The organism is Methylobacterium sp. J-030, assembly GCF_022829545.1.
GTDB lineage: Bacteria > Pseudomonadota > Alphaproteobacteria > Rhizobiales > Beijerinckiaceae > Methylobacterium.
The window spans coordinates 25180-45233 of the sequence record NZ_JAKSYM010000062.1; the positions used below are offsets into that span (position 1 = coordinate 25180).

General features: G+C 67.5%; 33 protein-coding genes. 2 read left to right on the top strand and 31 right to left on the bottom strand.

Features of this window, described 5'->3' with window-relative positions:
• Window position 1: 1 nt before the first annotated feature.
• The 10 genes from MKK75_RS02935 to MKK75_RS02980 form a co-directional block, all read right to left on the bottom strand.
• Window positions 2–151, bottom strand: a complete 150-nt coding sequence (locus MKK75_RS02935) for a hypothetical protein (protein WP_244041135.1) — start codon at window positions 149–151, stop codon at window positions 2–4.
• Window positions 135–539 carry a hypothetical protein gene (locus tag MKK75_RS02940; protein ID WP_244041136.1) on the bottom strand — a complete coding sequence of 135 codons (405 nt, stop codon included), beginning with the start codon at window positions 537–539 and terminating at the stop codon, window positions 135–137. The genes MKK75_RS02935 and MKK75_RS02940 overlap by 17 nt, the downstream gene beginning before the upstream one ends.
• Window positions 536–739 carry a hypothetical protein gene (locus MKK75_RS02945; protein ID WP_244041137.1) on the bottom strand — a complete coding sequence of 68 codons (204 nt, stop codon included), beginning with the start codon at window positions 737–739 and terminating at the stop codon, window positions 536–538. Before MKK75_RS02945 ends, MKK75_RS02940 begins: the two co-directional genes overlap by 4 nt.
• The gene (locus MKK75_RS02950) at window positions 736–942 is read right to left on the bottom strand and encodes a hypothetical protein (RefSeq protein WP_244041138.1); all 207 of its coding nucleotides are present in this window, start codon (window positions 940–942) and stop codon (window positions 736–738) included. Before MKK75_RS02950 ends, MKK75_RS02945 begins: the two co-directional genes overlap by 4 nt.
• 1 nt (window position 943) lies before the next feature.
• Window positions 944–1099 carry a hypothetical protein gene (locus MKK75_RS02955; RefSeq protein ID WP_244041139.1) on the bottom strand — a complete coding sequence of 52 codons (156 nt, stop codon included), beginning with the start codon at window positions 1097–1099 and terminating at the stop codon, window positions 944–946.
• Between the two features lie 141 nt (window positions 1100–1240).
• Window positions 1241–1471, bottom strand: coding sequence for a hypothetical protein (locus MKK75_RS02960; RefSeq protein ID WP_244041140.1), 231 nt, complete (start codon window positions 1469–1471; stop codon window positions 1241–1243).
• A 359-nt stretch (window positions 1472–1830) separates the two neighbouring features.
• On the bottom strand, window positions 1831–2100 hold the full coding sequence (locus MKK75_RS02965) for a hypothetical protein (protein ID WP_244041141.1): 270 nt from the start codon (window positions 2098–2100) through the stop codon (window positions 1831–1833).
• Between the two features lie 496 nt (window positions 2101–2596).
• Window positions 2597–4273 (bottom strand): methyl-accepting chemotaxis protein, encoded by a 1677-nt coding sequence (locus MKK75_RS02970; protein ID WP_244041142.1) that lies wholly within the window; start codon window positions 4271–4273, stop codon window positions 2597–2599.
• Window positions 4274–4912: 639 nt separating this feature from the next.
• Window positions 4913–5797, bottom strand: a complete 885-nt coding sequence (locus tag MKK75_RS02975) for a hypothetical protein (RefSeq protein ID WP_244041143.1) — start codon at window positions 5795–5797, stop codon at window positions 4913–4915.
• A gap of 211 nt (window positions 5798–6008) precedes the next feature.
• Entirely contained in the window at window positions 6009–7016 is a 1008-nt protein-coding gene (locus MKK75_RS02980) for a LysR family transcriptional regulator (protein WP_244041144.1), read from the bottom strand.
• Between the two features lie 100 nt (window positions 7017–7116).
• On the opposite strand from MKK75_RS02980, the gene MKK75_RS02985 reads away from it, so the two are divergent.
• Together MKK75_RS02985 and MKK75_RS02990 are read left to right on the top strand one after the other, a co-directional pair.
• A complete protein-coding gene (locus tag MKK75_RS02985) occupies window positions 7117–8421 on the top strand; it encodes a GNAT family N-acetyltransferase (protein ID WP_244041145.1) in 1305 nt (434 codons plus the stop codon).
• The gene (locus MKK75_RS02990; protein ID WP_244041146.1) at window positions 8418–8621 is read left to right on the top strand and encodes a hypothetical protein; all 204 of its coding nucleotides are present in this window, start codon (window positions 8418–8420) and stop codon (window positions 8619–8621) included. The genes MKK75_RS02985 and MKK75_RS02990 overlap by 4 nt, the downstream gene beginning before the upstream one ends.
• Window positions 8622–8641: 20 nt before the next feature.
• On the opposite strand, the gene MKK75_RS02995 is transcribed toward MKK75_RS02990, so the two are convergent.
• From MKK75_RS02995 to MKK75_RS03090, 21 genes are all read right to left on the bottom strand, one after another.
• A complete protein-coding gene (locus MKK75_RS02995) occupies window positions 8642–8887 on the bottom strand; it encodes a hypothetical protein (RefSeq protein ID WP_244041147.1) in 246 nt (81 codons plus the stop codon).
• Window positions 8888–8994: 107 nt separating this feature from the next.
• Window positions 8995–9381 (bottom strand): hypothetical protein, encoded by a 387-nt coding sequence (locus tag MKK75_RS03000; RefSeq protein ID WP_244041148.1) that lies wholly within the window; start codon window positions 9379–9381, stop codon window positions 8995–8997.
• Window positions 9382–9486: 105 nt separating this feature from the next.
• Complete coding sequence (locus MKK75_RS03005) at window positions 9487–9702, bottom strand: hypothetical protein (RefSeq protein WP_244041149.1); 216 nt, start codon at window positions 9700–9702, stop codon at window positions 9487–9489.
• A gap of 44 nt (window positions 9703–9746) precedes the next feature.
• Window positions 9747–9875 carry a hypothetical protein gene (locus MKK75_RS35620; protein ID WP_279593541.1) on the bottom strand — a complete coding sequence of 43 codons (129 nt, stop codon included), beginning with the start codon at window positions 9873–9875 and terminating at the stop codon, window positions 9747–9749.
• Between the two features lie 422 nt (window positions 9876–10297).
• A complete protein-coding gene (locus MKK75_RS03010) occupies window positions 10298–10720 on the bottom strand; it encodes a hypothetical protein (RefSeq protein ID WP_244041150.1) in 423 nt (140 codons plus the stop codon).
• Between the two features lie 208 nt (window positions 10721–10928).
• Complete coding sequence (locus tag MKK75_RS03015; protein WP_244041151.1) at window positions 10929–11204, bottom strand: hypothetical protein; 276 nt, start codon at window positions 11202–11204, stop codon at window positions 10929–10931.
• Complete coding sequence (locus MKK75_RS03020) at window positions 11201–11560, bottom strand: hypothetical protein (protein ID WP_244041152.1); 360 nt, start codon at window positions 11558–11560, stop codon at window positions 11201–11203. Before MKK75_RS03020 ends, MKK75_RS03015 begins: the two co-directional genes overlap by 4 nt.
• A complete protein-coding gene (locus MKK75_RS03025; protein ID WP_244041153.1) occupies window positions 11560–11991 on the bottom strand; it encodes a hypothetical protein in 432 nt (143 codons plus the stop codon). The genes MKK75_RS03020 and MKK75_RS03025 overlap by 1 nt, the downstream gene beginning before the upstream one ends.
• 43 nt (window positions 11992–12034) lie before the next feature.
• Window positions 12035–13225, bottom strand: coding sequence for a PcfJ domain-containing protein (locus MKK75_RS03030; RefSeq protein ID WP_244041154.1), 1191 nt, complete (start codon window positions 13223–13225; stop codon window positions 12035–12037).
• Complete coding sequence (locus MKK75_RS03035) at window positions 13225–14295, bottom strand: helix-turn-helix domain-containing protein (protein WP_244041155.1); 1071 nt, start codon at window positions 14293–14295, stop codon at window positions 13225–13227. The genes MKK75_RS03030 and MKK75_RS03035 overlap by 1 nt, the downstream gene beginning before the upstream one ends.
• A complete protein-coding gene (locus MKK75_RS03040) occupies window positions 14292–14525 on the bottom strand; it encodes a hypothetical protein (RefSeq protein WP_244041156.1) in 234 nt (77 codons plus the stop codon). The genes MKK75_RS03035 and MKK75_RS03040 overlap by 4 nt, the downstream gene beginning before the upstream one ends.
• Window positions 14526–14877: 352 nt before the next feature.
• Window positions 14878–15222: a hypothetical protein gene (locus MKK75_RS03045; RefSeq protein WP_244041157.1), complete on the bottom strand. Its 345-nt coding sequence runs from the start codon at window positions 15220–15222 to the stop codon at window positions 14878–14880.
• An 88-nt stretch (window positions 15223–15310) separates the two neighbouring features.
• Window positions 15311–15607, bottom strand: coding sequence for a hypothetical protein (locus MKK75_RS03050; RefSeq protein ID WP_244041158.1), 297 nt, complete (start codon window positions 15605–15607; stop codon window positions 15311–15313).
• A 123-nt stretch (window positions 15608–15730) separates the two neighbouring features.
• Entirely contained in the window at window positions 15731–16267 is a 537-nt protein-coding gene (locus MKK75_RS03055; protein ID WP_244041159.1) for a hypothetical protein, read from the bottom strand.
• On the bottom strand, window positions 16264–16647 hold the full coding sequence (locus MKK75_RS03060) for a hypothetical protein (protein ID WP_244041160.1): 384 nt from the start codon (window positions 16645–16647) through the stop codon (window positions 16264–16266). Before MKK75_RS03060 ends, MKK75_RS03055 begins: the two co-directional genes overlap by 4 nt.
• A 110-nt stretch (window positions 16648–16757) precedes the next feature.
• Entirely contained in the window at window positions 16758–16943 is a 186-nt protein-coding gene (locus MKK75_RS03065) for a hypothetical protein (RefSeq protein WP_244041161.1), read from the bottom strand.
• Window positions 16940–18136 carry an MT-A70 family methyltransferase gene (locus MKK75_RS03070; protein ID WP_244041162.1) on the bottom strand — a complete coding sequence of 399 codons (1197 nt, stop codon included), beginning with the start codon at window positions 18134–18136 and terminating at the stop codon, window positions 16940–16942. Before MKK75_RS03070 ends, MKK75_RS03065 begins: the two co-directional genes overlap by 4 nt.
• A 127-nt stretch (window positions 18137–18263) precedes the next feature.
• A complete protein-coding gene (locus MKK75_RS03075) occupies window positions 18264–18464 on the bottom strand; it encodes a hypothetical protein (RefSeq protein ID WP_244041163.1) in 201 nt (66 codons plus the stop codon).
• Window positions 18465–18468: 4 nt separating this feature from the next.
• Window positions 18469–19356: a TAXI family TRAP transporter solute-binding subunit gene (locus tag MKK75_RS03080; RefSeq protein ID WP_244041164.1), complete on the bottom strand. Its 888-nt coding sequence runs from the start codon at window positions 19354–19356 to the stop codon at window positions 18469–18471.
• A 9-nt stretch (window positions 19357–19365) separates the two neighbouring features.
• Window positions 19366–19563 carry a hypothetical protein gene (locus MKK75_RS03085; protein ID WP_244041165.1) on the bottom strand — a complete coding sequence of 66 codons (198 nt, stop codon included), beginning with the start codon at window positions 19561–19563 and terminating at the stop codon, window positions 19366–19368.
• Entirely contained in the window at window positions 19560–19733 is a 174-nt protein-coding gene (locus MKK75_RS03090) for a hypothetical protein (RefSeq protein ID WP_244041166.1), read from the bottom strand. Before MKK75_RS03090 ends, MKK75_RS03085 begins: the two co-directional genes overlap by 4 nt.
• Window positions 19734–20054 lie beyond the last annotated feature (321 nt).

Sequence of the window (20054 nt, forward strand, 5' to 3'; positions counted from 1 at the left end):
ATCACGCGTCCCGTAGGATCCGGCCCCACTCGGCGAGCAGGGCCATCGGCAGGTGATAGTTCGCCTCGACGAGGATGGTCGCGGCGGCCGCGTAGATGCCGATCAGCGACCAGAGGTCGAGGTGGGCCGGCCGGTCAGAGCGCGTCGTCACCGATCAGGTCCTCGACGATGGCGTCTCGCTCGTCATCCGTTTCGGCGAGCCGGTACAGGTGGAGTTCGGTGGCGCGATCGGCGCGTGCGAAGGCCAGGGCCTCCGCCATCGTGCCGCGGTGGCCGGCGCCGACGATGCGGGCGAGGCCCAACTCGCCGTGTCGGATCGCCAGGAACACGGCGCCCGGAGCGTCTCGGCCTTCGGCCTGTTTCAGCGTGAGGACGGCGACGACGTAGCGGCGGCCCGACTGTCCGCGCCAGCAGCTCAGGCCGACCGTGCAGCCCGATTTCCCGCGCAGCCGCTCCTCCCGAATGGGGGAGCGCTGCGTGCGCATGGTCCGGGCTTGATCCAGCGCGGCCGTCCATGCGAGGCGGCGACGCGCGCTCATGGCCGACCGCTGCAGATCACCTTGGAATATCGTCCGTCGCCGAGCATCTCCTCGCGGGCGACCGTCGTCTGACCGGTCATCATGCAGGCGAAGACCGAAGGAGTCTCGATGGCGGCGACTGACAGCGCGGTCTCGCGCGTGCAGTCGGGCTGCGCGGTCGAGGCGGCGCACACCAGGATCAGGGCGAAGACCGTGTTCATGCGGCATCTCCCAGAGTGAGCGCGGCGATCAGGACGCAGGCGGCGAGCGCGAAGTGGAGGGCGGCGATCAGCAGGACGTCGCGGAACGACGTCGCGGCCGAGCGGCACGGGTGGTGGGCGTCGAGGCCGGCGATCGCGATCAGCAGCACCAGCGCCAACGCGATGAACGGGATGGGCGCCAGCCGCTCGATCAGGTCCGGCATGTCAGCGGCAGGCGGCCTTGCTCGGGATCAGCGCCCCGCACAGCAGGATCACCAACGCGATCGCCAGGATCTGCGCGGTCATCGGTGACAGGCAGACCGGCGGCACGAACGGGGAGACATGCTCCGGTGCGGGAAATTCGAGGATCAGACCGTCCATGTCAGGGAGCCTCACCGACGGACATGGCACGTCCGGCGTGGATCGGGCGGCCGACGCAGAGGGCTGGTGCCGGATCGCGCCAGGAGCGGACGGGTGCGGGACGACGCAGGCCGATCAGCAGCGCGAGGCGCGCCAGGACACTCACAGCCGGAACCCCTGCAGGAAGGCGCGGCGCACCTGCACGCACTCGGCGGCGTTCCGGCACTCCTCGCTGACCACGGCGGCGATGCGCTCGTGCATCGCCGAGGGGGCCTTCGCTGCGTAGGCGTCGAACGCGTCGGCCGCAGCCCGGAAGCTCGCCGGCGAGGTGCCGACCATCGGGGCGAGCTGCTCGACGGCCTGGTCGACGAGCTCGGAGGCGCTGAAGGTCATGCGGATCGGGCTCTCAGCCGAAGATCGAGCGGAAGAACGCGGTGTCGAACGCCAGCCGGAATTGGAGGCTGTTCGCCCGGAAGCGGAGGTCAGCCGGAGCGCAGTCGCAGCGCTAAATCGCGGCGCACAGGTCGAGGAGCGCGGAGCGCTGGGCGGCGGTCATGAACGCTCCAAAGAAAAACCCCGCCGGAGCGGGGTTGTGGATGCGTGGAATTGTGGGGGTTAGCGACCTCGCAGCAGATGAAATCGCGAGGCGCTCGCGATAAGACGACTGCGCGGGAGGCTTGAGACGGTCTTCTCGTTCGGTCAGCGGGTCGGGCAGTAATGCCCCTCAGCAGAGGCCGGCCCGCTGCTGCCGATCAGGTCGTCTTCGCTGCGGTCCGGACGCGCTCCCGGTGGCGCAGCATAGCAGCTGGAACCGGGAGCTGTGCCCGGCGAGCTGGCGGTGCTCCGGCCTCGTGGCCCGGCCAGTTGCCAGTCAGGTCGCGGTAGAAGCGCCGGGCGTGGTCGCGGATCTCGTCGCGGTCGGCGACGTAGTCTTCCTGGGTGTGGCGGTGACTCGGAGCGCGCAGGCGGTCCGCCAAGAGGCAGAGGCCGTGCAGGCGCTCGACGATGTCGCGTTCGGTCACGGCCGCGGATCCGTCATGGGAGCGAGCCTACCAAGAAATGAAGTGCTTTGGGAGCGGATGGGGAAGGTGCGGGCCGGGGCTACAGCTTCAACCGCTGCACGAGGGCAGCTGTGGATCTTTCGGGCGTCCTGGCTGGCCGGCTTACTGCGACGCCTTTTTCACGGACCATGGTCCGCCGCACCATCTCGTTGCCCGTTCGGGCGAAGGTCTGTGGAGTGGCCCGCGCCAGTGTCTTGACTGTCCGGCCGGCTCACGGGCGGGCTTTCGCCCTCACGGCTACATGACCGACCCCGGAACGACGAAGGCCCCGGCGGTCGTCGCCAGGACCTTCTAAATCTCTGCAGGGTCCGAACTACCGCAAGCCGTTCTCCCGGTCAAGCTACACTTTGAGCACAAGCGGATCTGTGATGATGGCCGGCACCGTCTGCAACGGGTGGATTTCTACCGGTCCACTTCCGCTCAGACATGCAGCGGAAGCAGACGTTCGCGAGTTGTGTCAGGCCGCGCGGACGGTCGCAAGAAAGCGCCCGACCTCGGCCGTCAGGTGCTCGGACTGGCGCGAGAGTTCCGAGGCCGCACCGAGCACTTGGTGGGCGGCCGCACCCGTATCCTCCGCCGCGCTGGCCACGCCGGCAATGTTGCCCGTCACCTCGCCGGTGCCGGTCGCCGCCTGGGCGACGTTGCGCACGATCTCCTGCGTGGCCGCCCCCTGCTGCTCGACCGCCGCGGCGATCGAGGTGGCGGTGGCGCTGATGTCCCGGATCCGCTGCGTGATGCCGCCGATCGCCGCCACGGCCTGACCGGTCGAGGCCTGGATCAGCCCGATCTGGCCCGAGATCTCCCGGGTCGCCCGAGCCGTCTGGCCGGCCAGCTCTTTCACCTCGGACGCCACGACGGCGAAGCCCCTGCCGGCCTCACCGGCGCGCGCCGCCTCGATGGTGGCGTTGAGGGCCAGCAGATTGGTCTGGCCGGCGATGGAGGAGATCAGCCCGACCACGTCGCCGATCCGCTCGACGGCCCCGCTCAGTTCGAGCACCAGGGCACCCGTCTGATCGGCCTCGGTCACGGCCTGCCGCGCGATGGCCGCGGAGCCGTCCACCTGCCGGCCGATCTCCAGGACGGAGGAACCGAGTTCCTCGGCCGCCGCCGCGACCGTACCAACGTTGCTAGCCGCTTCCTCAGCGGCTGCGGCGACGGCCGTCGACTGCGCGGCAGTCTCGGCGGCGGTGCCGCTCATCGCACCGGCCGTGGCCTGTAGTTCGGTCGCTGAGGACGACACCGTGCCGATGATGCCGCCGATTGCCTGCTCGAAGCTGTCGGCCATCTGCCGCATGCCTGCCTTGCGCTGCTCCTCCGCGGCCAAACGCGCCTGCGTGGTCTCCGCCTCCAGAGCCCGGGTGTGGATCAGGTTGTCCTTGAACACTTGCACGGCCGCCGCCATGGCACCGATTTCGTCACGGCGCTGCGCGCCCGGCACCTCTCGGGTCAGATCGCCCGCAGCGAGCCCAGTCATGAACGCCGTCATGGCCCGCACCGGTTGCACCACACTGCGCCCTATAAGGGTAGCCAGAAAACCGATCATCATCGCAACGATGGCCGCGCCGCCGAGCAGACGCATCAGGGTCGGGCGCATCTGCGCCGCTGTGTCGTCCGCGTAGATGCCCGATCCGATGATCCATCCCCAAGGCGCGAAGCCTTTCACATAGGAGATCTTCGCCACCGGCTGATCCAGGCCGGGCTTCGGCCATAGATAGGGGACGAAGCCCGCGCCCGACTGCTTCACCTGCTCGACCATATCGACGAAGAGGTGCTTGCCCGCCGGATCGACGATCCCGCCGATATCTTTGCCGATCAGGTCAGCCTTGGGATGCAGCACCATGCGAGGCTGCATATCTTGGATCCAGAAATACTCGCTGCCCGCGTAGTGCAGGCCCCGAACGGCCGCCACGGCCGCCTGCTGGGCAGCATCGCGGCTCATGCGGCCGGCGCGCTCTTCGCCCTCGAAGTAAGCGAGCACCCCTTGCGCGGTCTCGACGAGATCACGCGTCTTCAACTCGCGCGCGTCCGTGACCGTCTGGGACATATCCCAGCCTGCGAGCCCGATCAGCACCGCCATGCCACCGAGTGCGGTCAGGGTGATCAGCTGTATGCGGGTGCCGACGTGGAAAGACATGAGATCCTACTCTGAACCGCGCGAAGTTTGAGGACGGGCGTTCGTGCCAGCGGGCGTCCCGTTCAGCTCGCGGCCTAACGCGCGATATGGCTGCCGGCAGCTAATTGCTTGGTCTTAGCGGTTGTCTATTGCGTATAGCAGTTAATAATAACTTATGCAGCTTCAAGTTGTGATTATCTTCGTACAACCTGTAGCCAGGGGGCTTGGATATTTTCCGAAGGATACTTCAAATTCTCGAGGTCGCTATGATGCGATCGTTCATGGTCGGCCGGCATGATCGGGTTACACGTAAACAGGTCTAATCATGCGCAACCTGAAAACCCTTCTTGTTCTGGCCCTGGTCGCCGGCTTTGCCGCTCTGACCCCCGCTGCGGCGCTCGTCGGTCGGGGCGCTCTACCGAATGCGTCTAGCACTGGCGTAGGGGTCCAAGATCCTGATGGGTTCTTCGTTCGCTTTGGTATCGCGCGCTGAACTGAAGGTCGTCGGCAGAGAAGCTAATCCTCTTAGACGCGAACGGCACACACGGGCTGGAAGCGGAACATCTGCTTCCGGGGTGCGCCGACATCGCTCCCGACATCTTGGTTGGGTCGGGAGCGGACCCGGGCCAGCAATACCAGGCCTTGAGACCGCTCCAACTGTCAGCCTGTCCGTTCGCTCGGCGGCCTCCAGTCCCGCGGGTCGATCTTCCGGACCGGCGAGGCGCGCGGCGGCGCCGCGCGGCGTCCGGCCACCCGGCGATCCCGCTCGACCTGGCGGCGCGGGCGCAGGTTCGGCAGCGGAGTGCGCACCTCTTCCGCCGGCTCCACCCACGGCGCGATCGGCGCCTTCGGCGGCAGGACCTCGATGCTGGTGAGAAACTGGAGCGCCGGCACGAGGTAGACCAGCGCCGCGTGCCAGTAGGCGTAGCGCAGCTGCTCCTCGACCACTTCGGTCCCGGTGCGGGTGTAGTTCAGCTTGCAGAACAGGCCGGTGTCCCGGGCGTCGCCCTTCGAGGTCGCGATCTCGTCGTGACTGGTGAACCACGGCTTCCCATCCGGTCCCTCGCCGCTGGGCTTATGGACTGTCCGCCAAAGCGTGATCTTGCCGTTGTCCGACATCACCGGCTCGATCTCGATGCCGCCCGCGACCTCGGGCGGCCGGCGGATCGCGCCTGTCATGAGCCATGAGGGTGTCGCGTGTAGTGCGGCCGAGGTCAGCACCCCGAGATCGGCTTTGCCGCGCAGGTTGAACTGGATCGGATAGGGCGTCAGATCGAGCGGGCAGGTGGCCGAGCCGGCCGCCGCCTTCTGAAGCGTCTCGCTCAGGACCTGCAGGTGCGCCTCGATCGTGATGGCGTCCGGATGGGGGTCGCCCATCGCCGGCGGCATGCCGGGCTCGCGTGACCAGTTGTCGACCGGGCCGCCCATGGCGACCATGCGCCAGACCGGGTCGGAGGCGCAGCGCGGGCCGCGGATCGGGCTGTCCGCCCGGCGCTTCGGCAGCTCGTCGCGGATCGCCCAACGAAGGGCTTCCTCGATCGTCATCTTCCGGCGCTTGCGCGCCCCTTGGGTGGTGCTCTGCGAACTAACCGGCACGGTGGTCCCCAATCGTCCTGCCGAGCCACATTGGTCAGCAACATGCGACTGATCCGATCCCAGTTTTCTCACGGTCAAGCATTATTTTCGATCCGTCTGCGCTTGGATGATCGTCGCAACGAACCGTGTCCCGCCCCACGCAATGGAGCCGCTCCAATACTCAGGGAATATAACCTCGATAGAACTGGGCCAAAGGTAGATGTTTATCAAGAACCGGTAAATCCTTTGGATGTATGAATTCCTTCCTAAAGAATGGGTATCGACGCCCGTCAAAACATGCGCGAAGCCAGTCCACTGTTCGTCGGACGCGCGGGACTTTAACAACATCAGGGTGATAGGTCAGCCAAATATCGAACTCAAAATTGACGCCGCAGTCAATCGGAATGATACCTAACTGTAGTGAGTGTATGTATGTTGGAAGCCATCCGATCCCAATGCCGTTTGCGATGGCTAGCCCGTGTACTGTGCTTGCATTTGAGGTAAATGGCACGTAGGGCGCACGATCCATGTTTGGGATTGCAGCCTGAAACAGCGTCGACTGCCCGGTGTGCTCAGCGATCTGCAGGACGAGCCTATGATCTGCGAGCTCGCGTACCGATTTCGGGACTCCAAATTTTGCGATGTAGCTGCTCGAAGCGAACGGCATCGAGTGGAGATAGCCCAATCGGATCATCCTCAGATCGCCCGCGGCTGGACGCGTCAGCTGTATTGCGATGTCGGCTTCCATGCGAAGTACATCGGCCGAATTTAGTCCGCAATTCATGTCGATGCGCAGCCGCGGGTGCTGCTGCTGAAGCTCGGCGAGCCTTGGGGTCAACCAAACCGACCCCAGTCCTTCGGTCACCGCGAGGCGCACGTCGCCCGCGACGTCACTCTCGAGCGCGTCGCGCGCCCTGAGCACCGAGAAAGCCGCTTCTTCCATCGCAAGTGCGCTGTGCAGGATGCTGTCGCTCTCCGGAGTCGGCCTGACCCCGTCCACGTGCCGTGTGAATAAGGACACGCCGAGGACCACCTCCAGCTCCTCGACGCGCCGCCGCACGGTGTTGATCGACATATCGAGGCGCTCGGCGGCCGCGCGGAAGCTGCCCGCGCGCCGGAGTTCCAGAAACAGGCGGAGAAGGTGCCAATCCAGTCGCGTTTCGGCCCGCGAGCCAGGGAGGCTTTCCATGGTTGGAACGCTGCGTTTCACCCCTGACCGCATACAACCTCCTCCGACAGTGCGAGAGAGTTCGCCTCTTCACAAGAATTTGCAGAGGTTCAACTAAGCCATGACAGCTCACGCTGCGGACGCAAAAGCTTTCTCTGATGCTGGGCAGTCTGTCACAGCCGCCGGGCGGCATAACCTGCATCATTTAGATGTCGAACGGACCGCGCGCCGGGTGGTGATTTTCTCGCCAAGCATGCTGGAGATCGAGAGACTGCTCAGATTATGGGAAGCAGAGGTGGGTCCGTCAGCTTCGGCTGACGCACTACGGCGAATGATGTCGGCCAACCCAGACATCATTCGCGCTATCGCCTTGAAGAAAAATTTCGATTGGGCGAACCCAATGGCGCAAGGGTTCTTCGCGATATTGCCGCTATCTCTTCAAGGACACCTGGCCCTTCTTGACGGATCATTTGACCCACGCGATCCAGCAGAGGAACACCTGGTCGGGCAGCATGAAAGGGCGGCCGCCATCTACTTCGCCGCGATCTATGCGCCGGGACAAGTCGCCGGAGGGGTTGGGCTCGCCTTCGAGCAGGTCTGCGCGCCTCTGCGCCGGGATGCGGATCTTTACTCGCGACTGGCCACGTTCGCGGGGCAAAACCTGATGCCTCAGCTCGGCTTCGAGCCGATCGCCCCGACTGCCTCCGCGAATGCTGATACGCTCTACGTGTTCAGGCGGGTGGCGCGGGACGAGGAAAGGCCGCTCTACGACAGCTATCCAAGCCCGGCATCGAAATATGCGGTCGGCATCGTGCGCGATCTCGATGATTACAGCAAAATGTTATCGATCAGGAGTTCGGTCTTCGTCGGTGAGCAGATCTGTCCGTACGCGGAAGAGTTCGACGGAAACGATCTCACAGCTACGCATCTGATCGGTTACATCGACGATGAACCCGCCGCCACAATACGCATTCGGCTTTTCGCGGGTTTTGCGAAGCTCGAACGTGTTGCCGTTCGGCGTGAGCATCGTCGATCCGAGATCGCGTTCGTCATCATCCGAGCCGCTCGAGAATTCTGTCGTATGAAGGGGTATCGAACGATCTACGGTCACGTGCAGAAACGGTATGTGGCGTTCTGGAAGCAAGTCCTCGGCGCGCGCATCGCCGACAACGCGCGGGAGTTTTCCTTTTCAGACTTCGATTACGTCGAAATGATCGTCGATCTCGACGAACACCCGGGTGCTATTTCCATGGCAACGGATCCCCTCATCTTGCTGCGTCCCGAGGGACGTTGGCACAAGCCCGGAGTCTTGGACCGCTCGGCCTCACGACCAGTCACCCGTCCATCCTGTCGTCAGGCATCACCGGCCCAGCGCACGAGCGCTCGCCCAACCGCATACGGACCCACAGGGAACGCGCGATCATGATCCTGTCGCTGAACGGTCCGACCGGCGCGGCTGATCCAAACGGAGGACGTGCACAACGTGTTGCCGAACTCGCAATCGAGCTTCTGGAGGCATCCCGAGATCTAGGAGATGCGGCGGTGATAGCGGCGGCTGAATTCGCTGCGTACCAAGCTGCGGTGGCCTTGGCGCGATCGATTGAGGCGCAGGACCGCGATGGCTGAGAGCCCTCGCGGGGCGTCGTTCATGCCTGTGAGGGGACGCAACCCAGCCGTTTGGCCACGATGGAGCGGGCATACCGTAGCAGTTCCGCCCGATCCTCGGGATCAGGTAGATCGTGTAGGAGGCCAAGCAGCTCGTTCACGTCTCGACCCATAACCTCGGCGCTTCCCGCGGCGAAGAAGTCGGCAGTGGGTCGGTGTAGGAGGTCGGCGATGCGATCGAGCAAGGCGTGTGAACGCTGCGCACCGTCCTTGCTCGTATCGCGCATGTGTCACCTCAGGGTTGAGTTGCGCCGCAGCAATACACCTTGATGCGGATCCGACCAAACTGCCCTTTCGGCGACTGCTCAGGTATAGATTGGAACGAGAGATATCGTCATTGACCGTTTCCCTGGAGATCGATGATGGCGGCGTTGATACCGGCGGCGATCTGCGCAGCCGCCTCGTCACGGAGGCGATACACGGTCGCCGGAGATCCCCAGCGGGGACGGGAGCGGATGAAATCCTGAAAGCTCATCCGGTCCGCGCGGCACTGGGCCCAGGCGAGGAGGATGTCCCGCTTCTTGGTCCAGTCCGGGTCGACGATGTCGAGGTACTCGTTGAGCCAGTTGATCGGCCGGACCTCGGCGGCGCTCCTGGTCTTGGGGTTGGTCCCGCAGGCGCGCTTAAGCCAAAGCAGGACGTCGCCGCTGGTCCAACTGGGGCTGCGGCCAAGGGTCGGGTCGAGCGGCGGGCCTTCCTGGCGGGGGAACATCGGATGCAAGGGCGCGGCTCTCGGCGCCGCTCTCCGTTCCTACCATGTTCCGGATCACGACAACGTGGCCGCCGCGACAACATGCGCCGGCGATGTTCCGTCTCAGACGGTCGGCTACGCGACTGAACCGTCCCGTCGCCGCAGCGCCTCTCGCCGTTTGAAGTCCGCGGCCTCGCGCTGGCGCGCGCGTCGAGCCTGTCCGGCGGTTGCCGACGGGCCCAGGATGACATGGGTGCCGACGAGCCCGTTCCTACGGGCGGCCTCGACGAGTGGTGCTGCTCGCTCGGCCTCGGCGGGCGTGAGATCTTCGAGGCGCTTCCACTTCGCCATGACAGCTCCGCCGAAACCGGAGAGGGGGCCGAAGCCCCCTCCCATCAGATCCGCTGTGCCTTGTAGCGGACGATCCCGCAGGAGTTGAGGAGGTCGACCCGCTTGTGGGCTTCGGTCTCGCTGATCCGGTTGAAGGCCACCTTGTTGGTCTTGGTGTCGATGATCTTGAGCATTTGCTTGCTCCGTCTCTGTCTGTGCTTGTAATATGCACAGATATGCTTGAGACGTCAACAGTGTTTTCGCAGTATTTGCAAATAAAAAGGCGGAAGCGAATGTATTTGCTCGCCCCGTTCGAGTTCTGCCCCCTCCGCGCTATTCAGTGCGTAGGGATTTCCCAATCTGGTCGGGACTGGAAAATTCCCTCACCTTCATGGTTTGGGCATTCGGTGTTGTCGCACGCCGACCACCAATCCCATCCGGCGGCCTCGGGCCTCTGACGAACAAGATCGTGGTTGCAGGTGTAGTGGCTGACCGGGCTTCCGCAGTCGCGGCACGTCCCATGGACGCCGATGTGTTCGCGCTCGCTGATCTGTTCCAAAGCCATCCCGCATCCTCTTTCGTGGTGGGCAGAGTTCCCGTCCCCCATCGCCGCCCGCTATCTCCGCAGGGAGTGTGCGTCGCGGAACAGCGCATCCCACGCCGCGCGGAAGTCGCTATCGGGGGATAGGCAGCGCCCCTCAATGTCGTCGACGATCTGCTGGAGGCGCCTCACCGCGGCGGCGTCGCTCTCGGCCTTGAACTGATATCCGTGGTTCGGCGGACTGAGCGGGTGGAGCTGCCGACCCTCGACCATGTCCCGGGTGGTCGTCGCTGGATAACTCGGGTCGAGGGCGACCAGGAGCAGCTCGTGCGTGGCGCCATCGAGGTAGATGTTTGGCGCCGGGTCGCTCGGCGTGGTCAGGTCGTAGAGTGCGAGGGCGTACTGGCTCCAGGCGGGGTGCGCCCAGGGCGCGGTGATGAGCCAGGTGGCGCCGAAGGGCTTGCCTTCGGTCGTGGACAGGTGAGGCTCATTCTTCACAGTGTTTCCTCCGATCTGAAGTGTTCCCGGCAGCCCTATCGTCGGCGCGGCCCCGGTCGCTGCTTGTTCAGGTACTCCCGCAGAGCACCTCTCGACCGGAACGCCGGCTCCTTGATCCAGAGCAGCTGACGCTTGCCCTTCCGCGGCTTGCCGGACCGATCGATCCGGACAGACCAGAGCCTGTCCCGGATGCGCTCGCGCAGGGCGCTCACGGCGGGCTACCTTCTGTGGCCCGCTCTTCGCCGTTGCCTGCGTCCTCCGGAGGCATCGCCTCGACCCATCGTGGCGGCAACTCATCCACCTGGACGACCGGCACGTTGAGCCAGACGGTGCCGTACTCGCCGCGCCACTCCTGCTGGAGCCGGGCGGCGCTCGCGGTCTGGAGGAGGCGCAGGCGTCCTGTAGGGCGGGCCTCGTATCCGACCTGTGCCATGGCGGCCTGGACGTCTGGGCGACGCTCAGGCGGGACATCATGAATGATCACGCGCTCTCCTCCGTTTGGGCCGGATCGTCCGGCACGCACCGGAAGCCGCGCTGGGTTCGCGGGATCAGCCGGCCGTTCGGCGCCACCCATGGGTTCGCCTCGCAGACCGGACAGAGCGGAAGGTCGTCGCCCTGGATGCCCGCCCGCGGGTTATAGGCCTGTGGGGTCCAGCCTTCTCGACCACGCCAGTTCGCGAACATCTCGGGCATTAGGATCACGCCGAGGCGCATATCCCGAACGATGTCCGCGACCGCATGCCCGTTCGGACATGTCAGGGTATCGCCGGCCCGGGCGAGGATCGGGCGGTAGTGGCGGACGACCTCCTCGACGTAGTCATCCGCGTCCGGCGTCGGCATCACGCGCCTCCGCCGAACGATGCGCTCGCGCGTCCGGCCCCGCCGAAGCCGCCGAACGACGTGGTGCCGGCGGGCGCGGCCGCGCGCACCGCGGATCCGGCCGAGGCGTAGGCGTGGGCGGCCGACGTCGCGGGCCCGTAGGACGACCCGCCCCCGTGGAAGAACCAGAAGACGCCGCCCCCGATGTGGCCGCCCGAGGCCGTAGCCGCTTTGCCCGTGCCGGCGTACGGCGCGGTCTGCGGCCCAGGCTCGTGACACTCGGGCAGCGGGAAATCCTCGGGTCGGTCGCAGCGGGGCTTCTGTATCGGGAGCGCCAGGCTCTCGGAGAACTCCCGCGGCGACGGTTGAGGCGGCGCGGTGCGGTCGTCGTTGCAGCCGGCGAGCGCGGTGGTGCCGAGCAGGACGAGGGTGACGTGGCGGGAGCGCTTCATGGCGGTGCCCGTCCTGCGCGGTCGAGATCAGAATGCCCGTCGTTCATCGCCGCCGCTCCAGCGAAGTGAAGCGCATCTCGCCCTTCAGCACGACCTGTGTTCCATCCGCGCCAGTGATCGTCGCGGTTCCAGCGATCCCACGCTTCGGTGGGGTGCGCGCCTCCTCCCAGCAGGCCTTGGCTTGGCGTTCCAGGGCGCGCGCCGCGTCCATTACGTCTCGGACTGGCCACGCGTTGCAGGGTCCGCGAACCTGGCGGAGCGCCAGCCGCTCGAATGCCCCGCCGATCTCGATGGTCGCGATGCGCCGTCCGTCGCGACGGAGGGAGAAGATCCGGGATGAGCCGTTGCGCACGTCGGAGATGTAGCTGCCGACGCAGTGGTGCATGGCGACGCCCTCCTGGCTGAGATCGCGCCCCGAGCGCAGGGGGACGACCTCGTAACCGCCGAGTTCGAATGGCTCGTTCCACAGCGGCGCGTAGTCCACCGGTCGGTCGAAGTCGTCGTCCCGGCGGGACCAGATCCGGCGCTCGGCGAGCTCACGGTTCAGCGCCTCGTGCCAGCGCGCCGCGGCGGTGGCAGCCTGCGCGAAGGTCCAGCGCGGATCGATCCGGGCATCGCCCCGTGGGTTCGGCTGGATCGCCTCGATGAACAGATCGGCCACCGCCGTGACGACCTCCTCGCGCGCGCCGACCTCGGTCGAGAGAGCCCGGGCCGCCCACTCGAAGTGCTGCTCCATCCCCTTGCGGTGCCCGCGCCGCGCGATGTGATCCACCCAGGTCGCCAGCGCCTTCATCCAGGCATCCTGAGCACGCGCATCGGCCGGGATAATCGGCGCAAGGCGGGACGGCGGTAGGCCGCACAGGAGCCGGATCACCGGCCAGCGGCCGAGTGCCAGCGCCTTCGGGTGGAGCGCGCGCAGCTGTGGGACGCAGCCGTAGGCCCGCATCACCTCGCGCAACCGTTCGCCGCGGCGGCAGCGCGCCCCGAGGCTCTCGTGCAGCGCTGTCCGGACGCGCCGGCCGTTCATACGGTGCGGGCGGCCGACAGCGGCGGCCAGCACGATCACGGGCGCCTGGCGGATGTAGTCCAGGGCGCGGGGATGGGCGCCGGCGAGCGCGGCCGCTACGGGCTTGAGGGCTGCGTTACTGAACATCGTCCGCGCTTCCTTCTCGGCGCGGCCGCGATCCCACGGGGCGGGAGCGAGGGCGGAGGTGCGGGTAAAGTCGTCGGCCATCACGCGGCCACCGTCGCTGCGGGCGGCAAGGCGCTCTCGAATCGCCAGCCGTCCTGGCCTCCAATCTGGATGGGGGTCATCATCGGCCGACCCTGACGCCGGTAGTGCGCGGCCCAGGCATCCCATTCGGGCGACCCCTCGCGGACGAACACTCGGGTGGGCGGGGCGGCCGTGCCGGTTGCCAGCCGAGGTGGCGCGCTGAAGTCGGTCTGTCTCAGCCAGGTCTGCAGGGCGAAGGCGTAGCCCGGCTTGCGCTGGACGTGGGCGGCGTAGGCGCGGGCCGCGGCGATCGCGGCGATCTGCTGCGAATCGGACAGCGCGCCGAATAGGGCCCGGGCATCGCGCTCCCGGCTGCGCACGAGGCCGTCCGGCCAGACCGCCGCCAGCTCCGCGAATCGTGCCGCCACCGGATCGGGCTCGCCGCCAGCGGCCGCATCGCCCCCTTGGCGAGCCTTCTGTTTGGTCGACGCCGCGCTGGCGCCGTCCGATGCTAGCTGACCGGTCCCGCCGCTTCCCTGATCCCCATCCCGATTCTGAGAGGCGTTCGTCCCCCCGTCCTCGGGGGGATTGGGGGGTCTGGTATTCCCCAAGGGAGTCCCAAGGGATTCTGTCCCCTCACCGGTGAGGGGACCTGACCCGCAAAATGAGGGGACCTGGCCCTCAATTTGAGGTCCCCTCAATCCGGCTCGCGCGTCCCGGCAGGTCCCCTCATTTTGAGGGGACCTGATTTGGGCCTCCCCGGCCCGCTTTCGAGATGGCCGCGCGCGCTTCTGCCGGAGGCCTTCCTCGACCTGCTCGGCATCGAAGCTGAGGTAGATGTGCCGCTTGGCGCCGCCGTTCGGGCCCCACGTCTTGGTCTCGCGGCGCAGGTAGCCCTGTCGCTCCAAGGCGGTCAGGTTGCGCTCGACGGTGGCCTCGGATGCCAGCGTCTTGGCCGCGAGGTAGCGGTTCGAGGGCCAGGCGTAGCCTTCCTCGTCCCGGTAGTGGCTCGCGATGATCCGCAGCAGGTGGAGCTGGCCGCCTGTCTGCGGCTTCTGGGCGTCGGCCCAGGCTTCGGCGAGGAAGCTCATGAACCGGCTCCCTCAAGCTCGATGAAGCCGGCCTCGTTGAGCTGCACCACGAGCATGGTGAGCTGCGCCCGGTTGATGCCGAAGCGCGCCATCGCCTCGTCGCCGGTTCGCGTCTCGTCGGCGAGCCAGCAGTACAGGCCGATGGCCGGGAGGGAGAGCCGCGCATCCTCGAACAGGTCGAGGGGCACGGTGGTGAAGGTTCGATCGCGGCGGCGGCGTATGTTCGTCATGGCTGGGCTGCCTTCTTGAGGGCAAAGCTTCATCGTCCGGCCGCGAAGCCTGTCCGGCTCCGGGCACGCAAAAACCCGTCGGCCGAATCGCTGGTCGCGACGCCGTGCGGATCGGTGTGGCGGGTGGGGATCTCGCGGCGCGGGCCGAGCGGTCGCCTCCGCCGAAAGGGACGGCGTCTGGAGGCGTGGGCTCAGGACCTGCGGAAGGCCGGTATCTCGTCCGGACCGGGCGGCATCAGTCGGGCACGAGGCTGGGACCTGACGCAGGGCGCGCGAAGATCTGTGGGGCTGGGCGCGGGGGACCGCGGGGCAGGGGCCAGAGCTGCGTGATCATGGCGTCAGCGCTCCCGGGTCAGGCGGCCGTGGTGGCGCCGGCGGCGGGCGCGTCGGGCTGCGGGGCGGTCGTGGGGCCGGGCTCGGCGCCGGCCGCGGCCGTCCCAGTCGCGGGGTCGGGCTGCTGCACGGCGGCCCCGGTCGCGGTGCCGCTGCCGGCCGGCTGCGTCAGGGTCGCGAGCTTGGCGTCCGTGTCGGCGATCGAGGCGTCGAGTCCCGTGGTGTCGATCGCCTGCGGTGCGGCCGCCGACAGGGTCTTCAGCATCTCGGTGTGGGTCTTCTGGACCTCGAAGACGCCGACCAGGACTTCGGCGATGACGGCGTTCTGTGCCTCGATCCGGGTGACCGATGCTTCGATGCTCATGAGCTTGCCTGTGAGGTCGCCGAGGGATTCCCGCACGGACGGGCGACGGCGCCCGGACGGGGAGAGGAAAGAGAGGAGGGACACGGGCTCAGGCCTGCGAGCCGGCCGAGCCGGCGCCGATGCGCGGCCGGCCGCTCGGGCCGCGATCGGGTCCGAGCTCGGTCAGGCGGGCCTGCGTGTCCCGCTGAAGCCGCTCGGCCTCCAGGAGGAGGTCGAGGATCCGGACGTTGTTCGCCCGCACCAGGATCGCGGTCGCCGAGGGGTCGCCGGCCAGCCGCGCGTTCTTGTCGGCGAGCTCCTGGCAGAGCTGGGGCAGGAGCAGCTCGAGCTTCCAGCCGTCGGGATTGTCCTTCGACATCAGCACCGGGATGGCGGGCGTGCTCATGGGTGACCTCGGGAGGGGTGGCGCGCGCAGGCGGAGAGGCGGCCCAGACGGGCCGGAAGGGGATTCGGATTCCGAGTCTGGCGGGAGTCGGGACCCCTCTGGGGCCTGCTCCCGGGCGCCACGCTAGGCGTCCGGTCCGGGTGACGCCGACGGCGTCGGGGGTGGCTGTACGGGCGCGTCCAGCCGACCGCGGTGCGGACACTCGAAATCGCACCACTCGGTGCCGGCGTTCATGCAAGTGCCGGTGTCGGTCAGCCCGCAGTCGTCGGCCGGATCCCAGTCGTCCGGCTCGTCGTCCCAGTCGTCGTCCTCCGGATAGTCGAGCTCGTGCTCATCGAGCTCGCGCCGGGCCCCGGCCTCGACGCGGTCGCGACACGCCTTGCACACCCGGTAGACCGGGCCGCTCATCCCTTCCTCGTAGTCCCGGGCCCAGGCGAGGTCGGTCGCCTCGCGTTTGCACCAATCGCAGGTGCCGCTGCGGGCCTCTTCAGTCGCCTCGTAGGCGCGATCCGCGTCCAGGCATTCCTGGCACATGAGGATCGACTCGTAGCCCATGCTGTCCGTCTTGCCCTGGACATTGGCGACGGCCGGGCGGTCGGGGTGCTCGTCGCACATCGCGTTGTCGGGCAGCGGGTGGCGACGTCCGGGTAAGCCGCTCATGGCGCGCCTCGCTCAGGTCGAAGCGGTTCTCCCGCGGCGGCCAACCGTACGGATTCGCGCGTCAGCAGCTCGGCGTAGAGCCGGCGGCGCATCGGGGCGCCGAAGGAGCGGTAGGCCGCGATCTCGGGCGGGAAGGCCTGCGCCAGGGCGGCGATCGCTCGCACATCGGCGGCCTGCTGGGCCGGGATGCTGGCGGGATTCGAATCGAGGCGGCTGAGTAGGCCAGAGAACCGGGTGGAGGCCGGTTCGATGTCGAGATCGAGCGGATGAGCTCGATCGAGCATCACGTTGATCCCCGGGATGGTCGATTCCAATCCCTTGAGCTGATCTTTCACTCGGCCGAGCACGCCAGTGAAGCCGTCCGTGGCACGTGCGCTCAACGATATCGCTTGAGCGCGGCCAAGCACGGATGCGGGTTGGACGCCGGCGGCCGCGGCGAGCGGTGCTGCGGCGAACAGGCCGAGGAGGCTGCGGCGGTGCGGATTCGCGCTCATAGTCCCGCCGCCTTCAACAGCGCCATGAGCAGGGCCGGCATCGCCATACCGAAACCCACCAGGGCGACGCGCAGCGCCGTGACGCCGGCGATCCGAGACGCGGGATCTCCGCGCCGGACCCTGCGGTGGAGGGCCTCAGCGAGGATCGCAGCGACCGCCATGAGGATGGTGGCGGCGATCATTCGGCCGCCTCGCTGAGGACGGGCTCGGCAGGTCGGTACAGGTCGACGAACCCGTCGCGCGGCATCCGCTGGAAGGCCTCCCCATAGGGGCCGTGCGATAGGCTTTGGACCATCGCGTAGAAGCCGTCGGGCTTCGATGATTCAGGGCCGTCCGGCCGCGGCCAGGCGTGGACGGTCGGCGTGCCCCGGAAGGCGTCCTTGCACTTGCGGTCGCCGCGCATGGCGAACAGCACCGTCTCGTGCGAGTTGCGGGCGTAGCGCCCGCGGCCCATCGGCTTCGACCAGATGTGGGAGATCTTGAAGTCGAAGCCGTAGTGTTCGAGGGCCTGATGGGCGAGGCCCGTCGAGTTGTTTTTCGCCCAGAACCATAGGTGACAGAAGTCGTCGGCAGCCCACCGGTCGATCAGGGACTTGAGCCCGAGTATCTCGTCGAAGCCCATCTGGGCGTAGCCGTGATCGGAGGCTTCCGAAATCTCGTCGACTCGCCAGGGCACGTCCATCACGAGGGTGTGGAAGCGGCCGTCCGTCGGCACCAGCAGGCCGACGCGCGCCTCGTCCACGAGCGAGCCGAGGCGCGTCCAGGCGGCCTGCGGGCGCCCCGCGCGGTTCATCGTGTCGACGAGGAAGCCGAAGCGCTCCGGATTCTCCTCGGCCGCCTCGCAGAGATCGAAGATCTTCTGGAGCCAGTCGCCGCGCTGGCCCCATAGGGCGGCGACGTGATTCAGGGCCTGCGTGCGGCGGCGGGCCGGGTCCAGGTAGCGCACGCCCGGGACGGGCGTGCCGTGGTCCAGGATCCCCGTCAGCAGGGCGCGGGCGGCCACGGCGACGTCGGAGAGCCTGTCCCACCGCGGGGTGAGCACGGGACCGGCCGCGCCGCCGGCGGGCAGCGGCGTCAGCTCGCCGGCGGCGCGCTCGCGGTTCTCCTCGATCCAGGCCCAGGCGACATTGGGCGCGCCAGCGCGGTCCAGGAAACCCATGACGCGGCCGAAGCGATCGGGTTCGGCTTCAGCAGCGTCACTTGCCTTCAGCGCCCATTCGAGCCATCTTCTCGCCTTCCCCCAGCGCGCGGCAGTGAGGTCCAGAGCCTCCGACCTTCCGGTAATTTGCCGGGAGGTTCCAGCCAGCTTGCGGGCCTGCGCCGCTCCACGCTCGATCGCCAGAATGGCACGCGCGGCGACCACGATCTCGCTCAACAGCCACGGCCTCGGCCCACGCATCACGCGCCCTTGTGAAGTCAGATTAGGAGTGGGGACGGCACGCGGTGTGGCGCGCCCGGGATTCATGCCGAGATCAGCCCCGGCAAAGAGCGGGGCGCAGCCATCAGACGAACCCCCGGCGCAGCGGCACGCGCAGCGCCTTCTCGGCCGCCCGGCCCTCGCGCCGCGCCTGCCAGCGCAGAGCCACGAGCAGGCCCAGCTGGGCCGGCGCCGTCAGCAGCGCGGCGAGGCTCGGGTGCACCATGATCGCCGTGACCAGGAGGACGGCGATCAGCAGCCAAAACGAGGGGGAGCGGGTGGCCACGGCTTCAGTTCTGCGGCTGCGCGATCGCCTGGATCTGCGGCTTGGCGGCCGTGAAGGCGCGCAGCAGCGAATCGTAGGCGCGCTCGTTGGCGTTCACCCAGGGCAGCGCCGTGATGAACAGGGCGTCGACCGCGATCGTGTCGAGCGCCTTGGTGCCGAATACGAGGCCGCCCGGCTGGATTCGCGGGTATGTGCCGGCCGGGATCTCGCCGTAGCCGTAGACCGGCTGGCCGCGGGCGTCCTTGGCGCCGTCCACCATCTCCCGGTCGTCGGAGCGCACCAGCACCACCCGGTCGCCCTGCGCCTGCGCGTCGTTCTTGATGAAGGACGCGTTGAGCGCGCCGACCCAGAGAGCACACTGCACTTGGCTGCCATCGGCGACGGCGGAGAGCGCGCGCACGCCCGAGCGGGTGTCGACGTTGACCGGCCCGAAGCGCTTCTTGTCGGCGAGCGCGAAGGCGTCCCAGGTGGTGCGGCCACCCGAGCCGTCGGGACCCACCGCCACCGTGGTCGCCTTGCCGAGGTCCGTGATGCGGGAGATGCCCGCGCCTCGGTTGCACAGGAGGTGGACCTGCTCCTGGTAGAGCACGCCGGCCCGCTCGATCGTGGAGAGCGCGGCCGCGTTCTTCGAGGAGTAGACCAGGAGCGCGTCGGACTGGACGAAGGCGCCGTCGCACTGCCCGGACGAGAGCTTGTCCAGGTTGTCGAGCGAGCCTTGCGTCGGCACGACCTCGACCTTCAGGCTGCCGGCCTTGCTCTTCAGGATGTGGCCGGCGCGGAAGTAGTTGCCGGATTCGGACCCCGTGCAGAGGCGGAAGGCTGGGGGCTCGGCCGCGAGGGCTGCCGAGGAACTGGCGAGAACGAGGGCGAGGGCGGCGAGCTGGGCGCGCATGGACGGGTCTCAAGCTCCAGGGGGCGGGTGAAGGTCGGTGTGCTGGCCGCGGGACCAGAGGCGCGGATCCCACTCGCGGGCGCGATCCTCGCAGGCTGCGGCCACTGCCAGGATCGGGGTCGCCGCCGCGCCGACGAACAGGAACGGCAGCGACAGCCAGCGGAGCGCCGTGGCGACGGCGCGCAGGAGATGCCAGCGGACGCTCATCGCGCGCCGCCTCCGATGACGTAGGCGAGCTGCTGTTGGATCGCGGCGGCCTTCGCCTCCAGGCGTTCCTGCTCTTCCTGGCGTGCGAGCTCCGCGATCCACTCGTCTGCATCCTCGCCGAGGACGCCGTCGACGAAGCTCATCCGGTAGCGCCGGATCAGCGCGAGCATCGCAGCTCCGTTCGGGACCGAACCCGTTTCGAGCCACTTCCGGACGGTCTCTGAAGAGACGCCGATCTCGCTGGCTACGTAGATTGCCGTCTTCTCGGGGTGCTTTGTACGTAGGTACGAAGCAACCCGTTCTCCTAAAGTTCTACCATCACTTGGGGCGATCCTACCGTTGCTGCGGCCAGACTTTCCCATTGCAGTCCTCGATGCTGTGGGCATCGAGGTGGATCGGCCGACAGGTCCGGTCGGGAACAGCGAGGCGGTCATCGATCGGCCCTCGCGAGGAGGACGAAGACACCATGCAGAGAGACGCGCGCCGGGGCT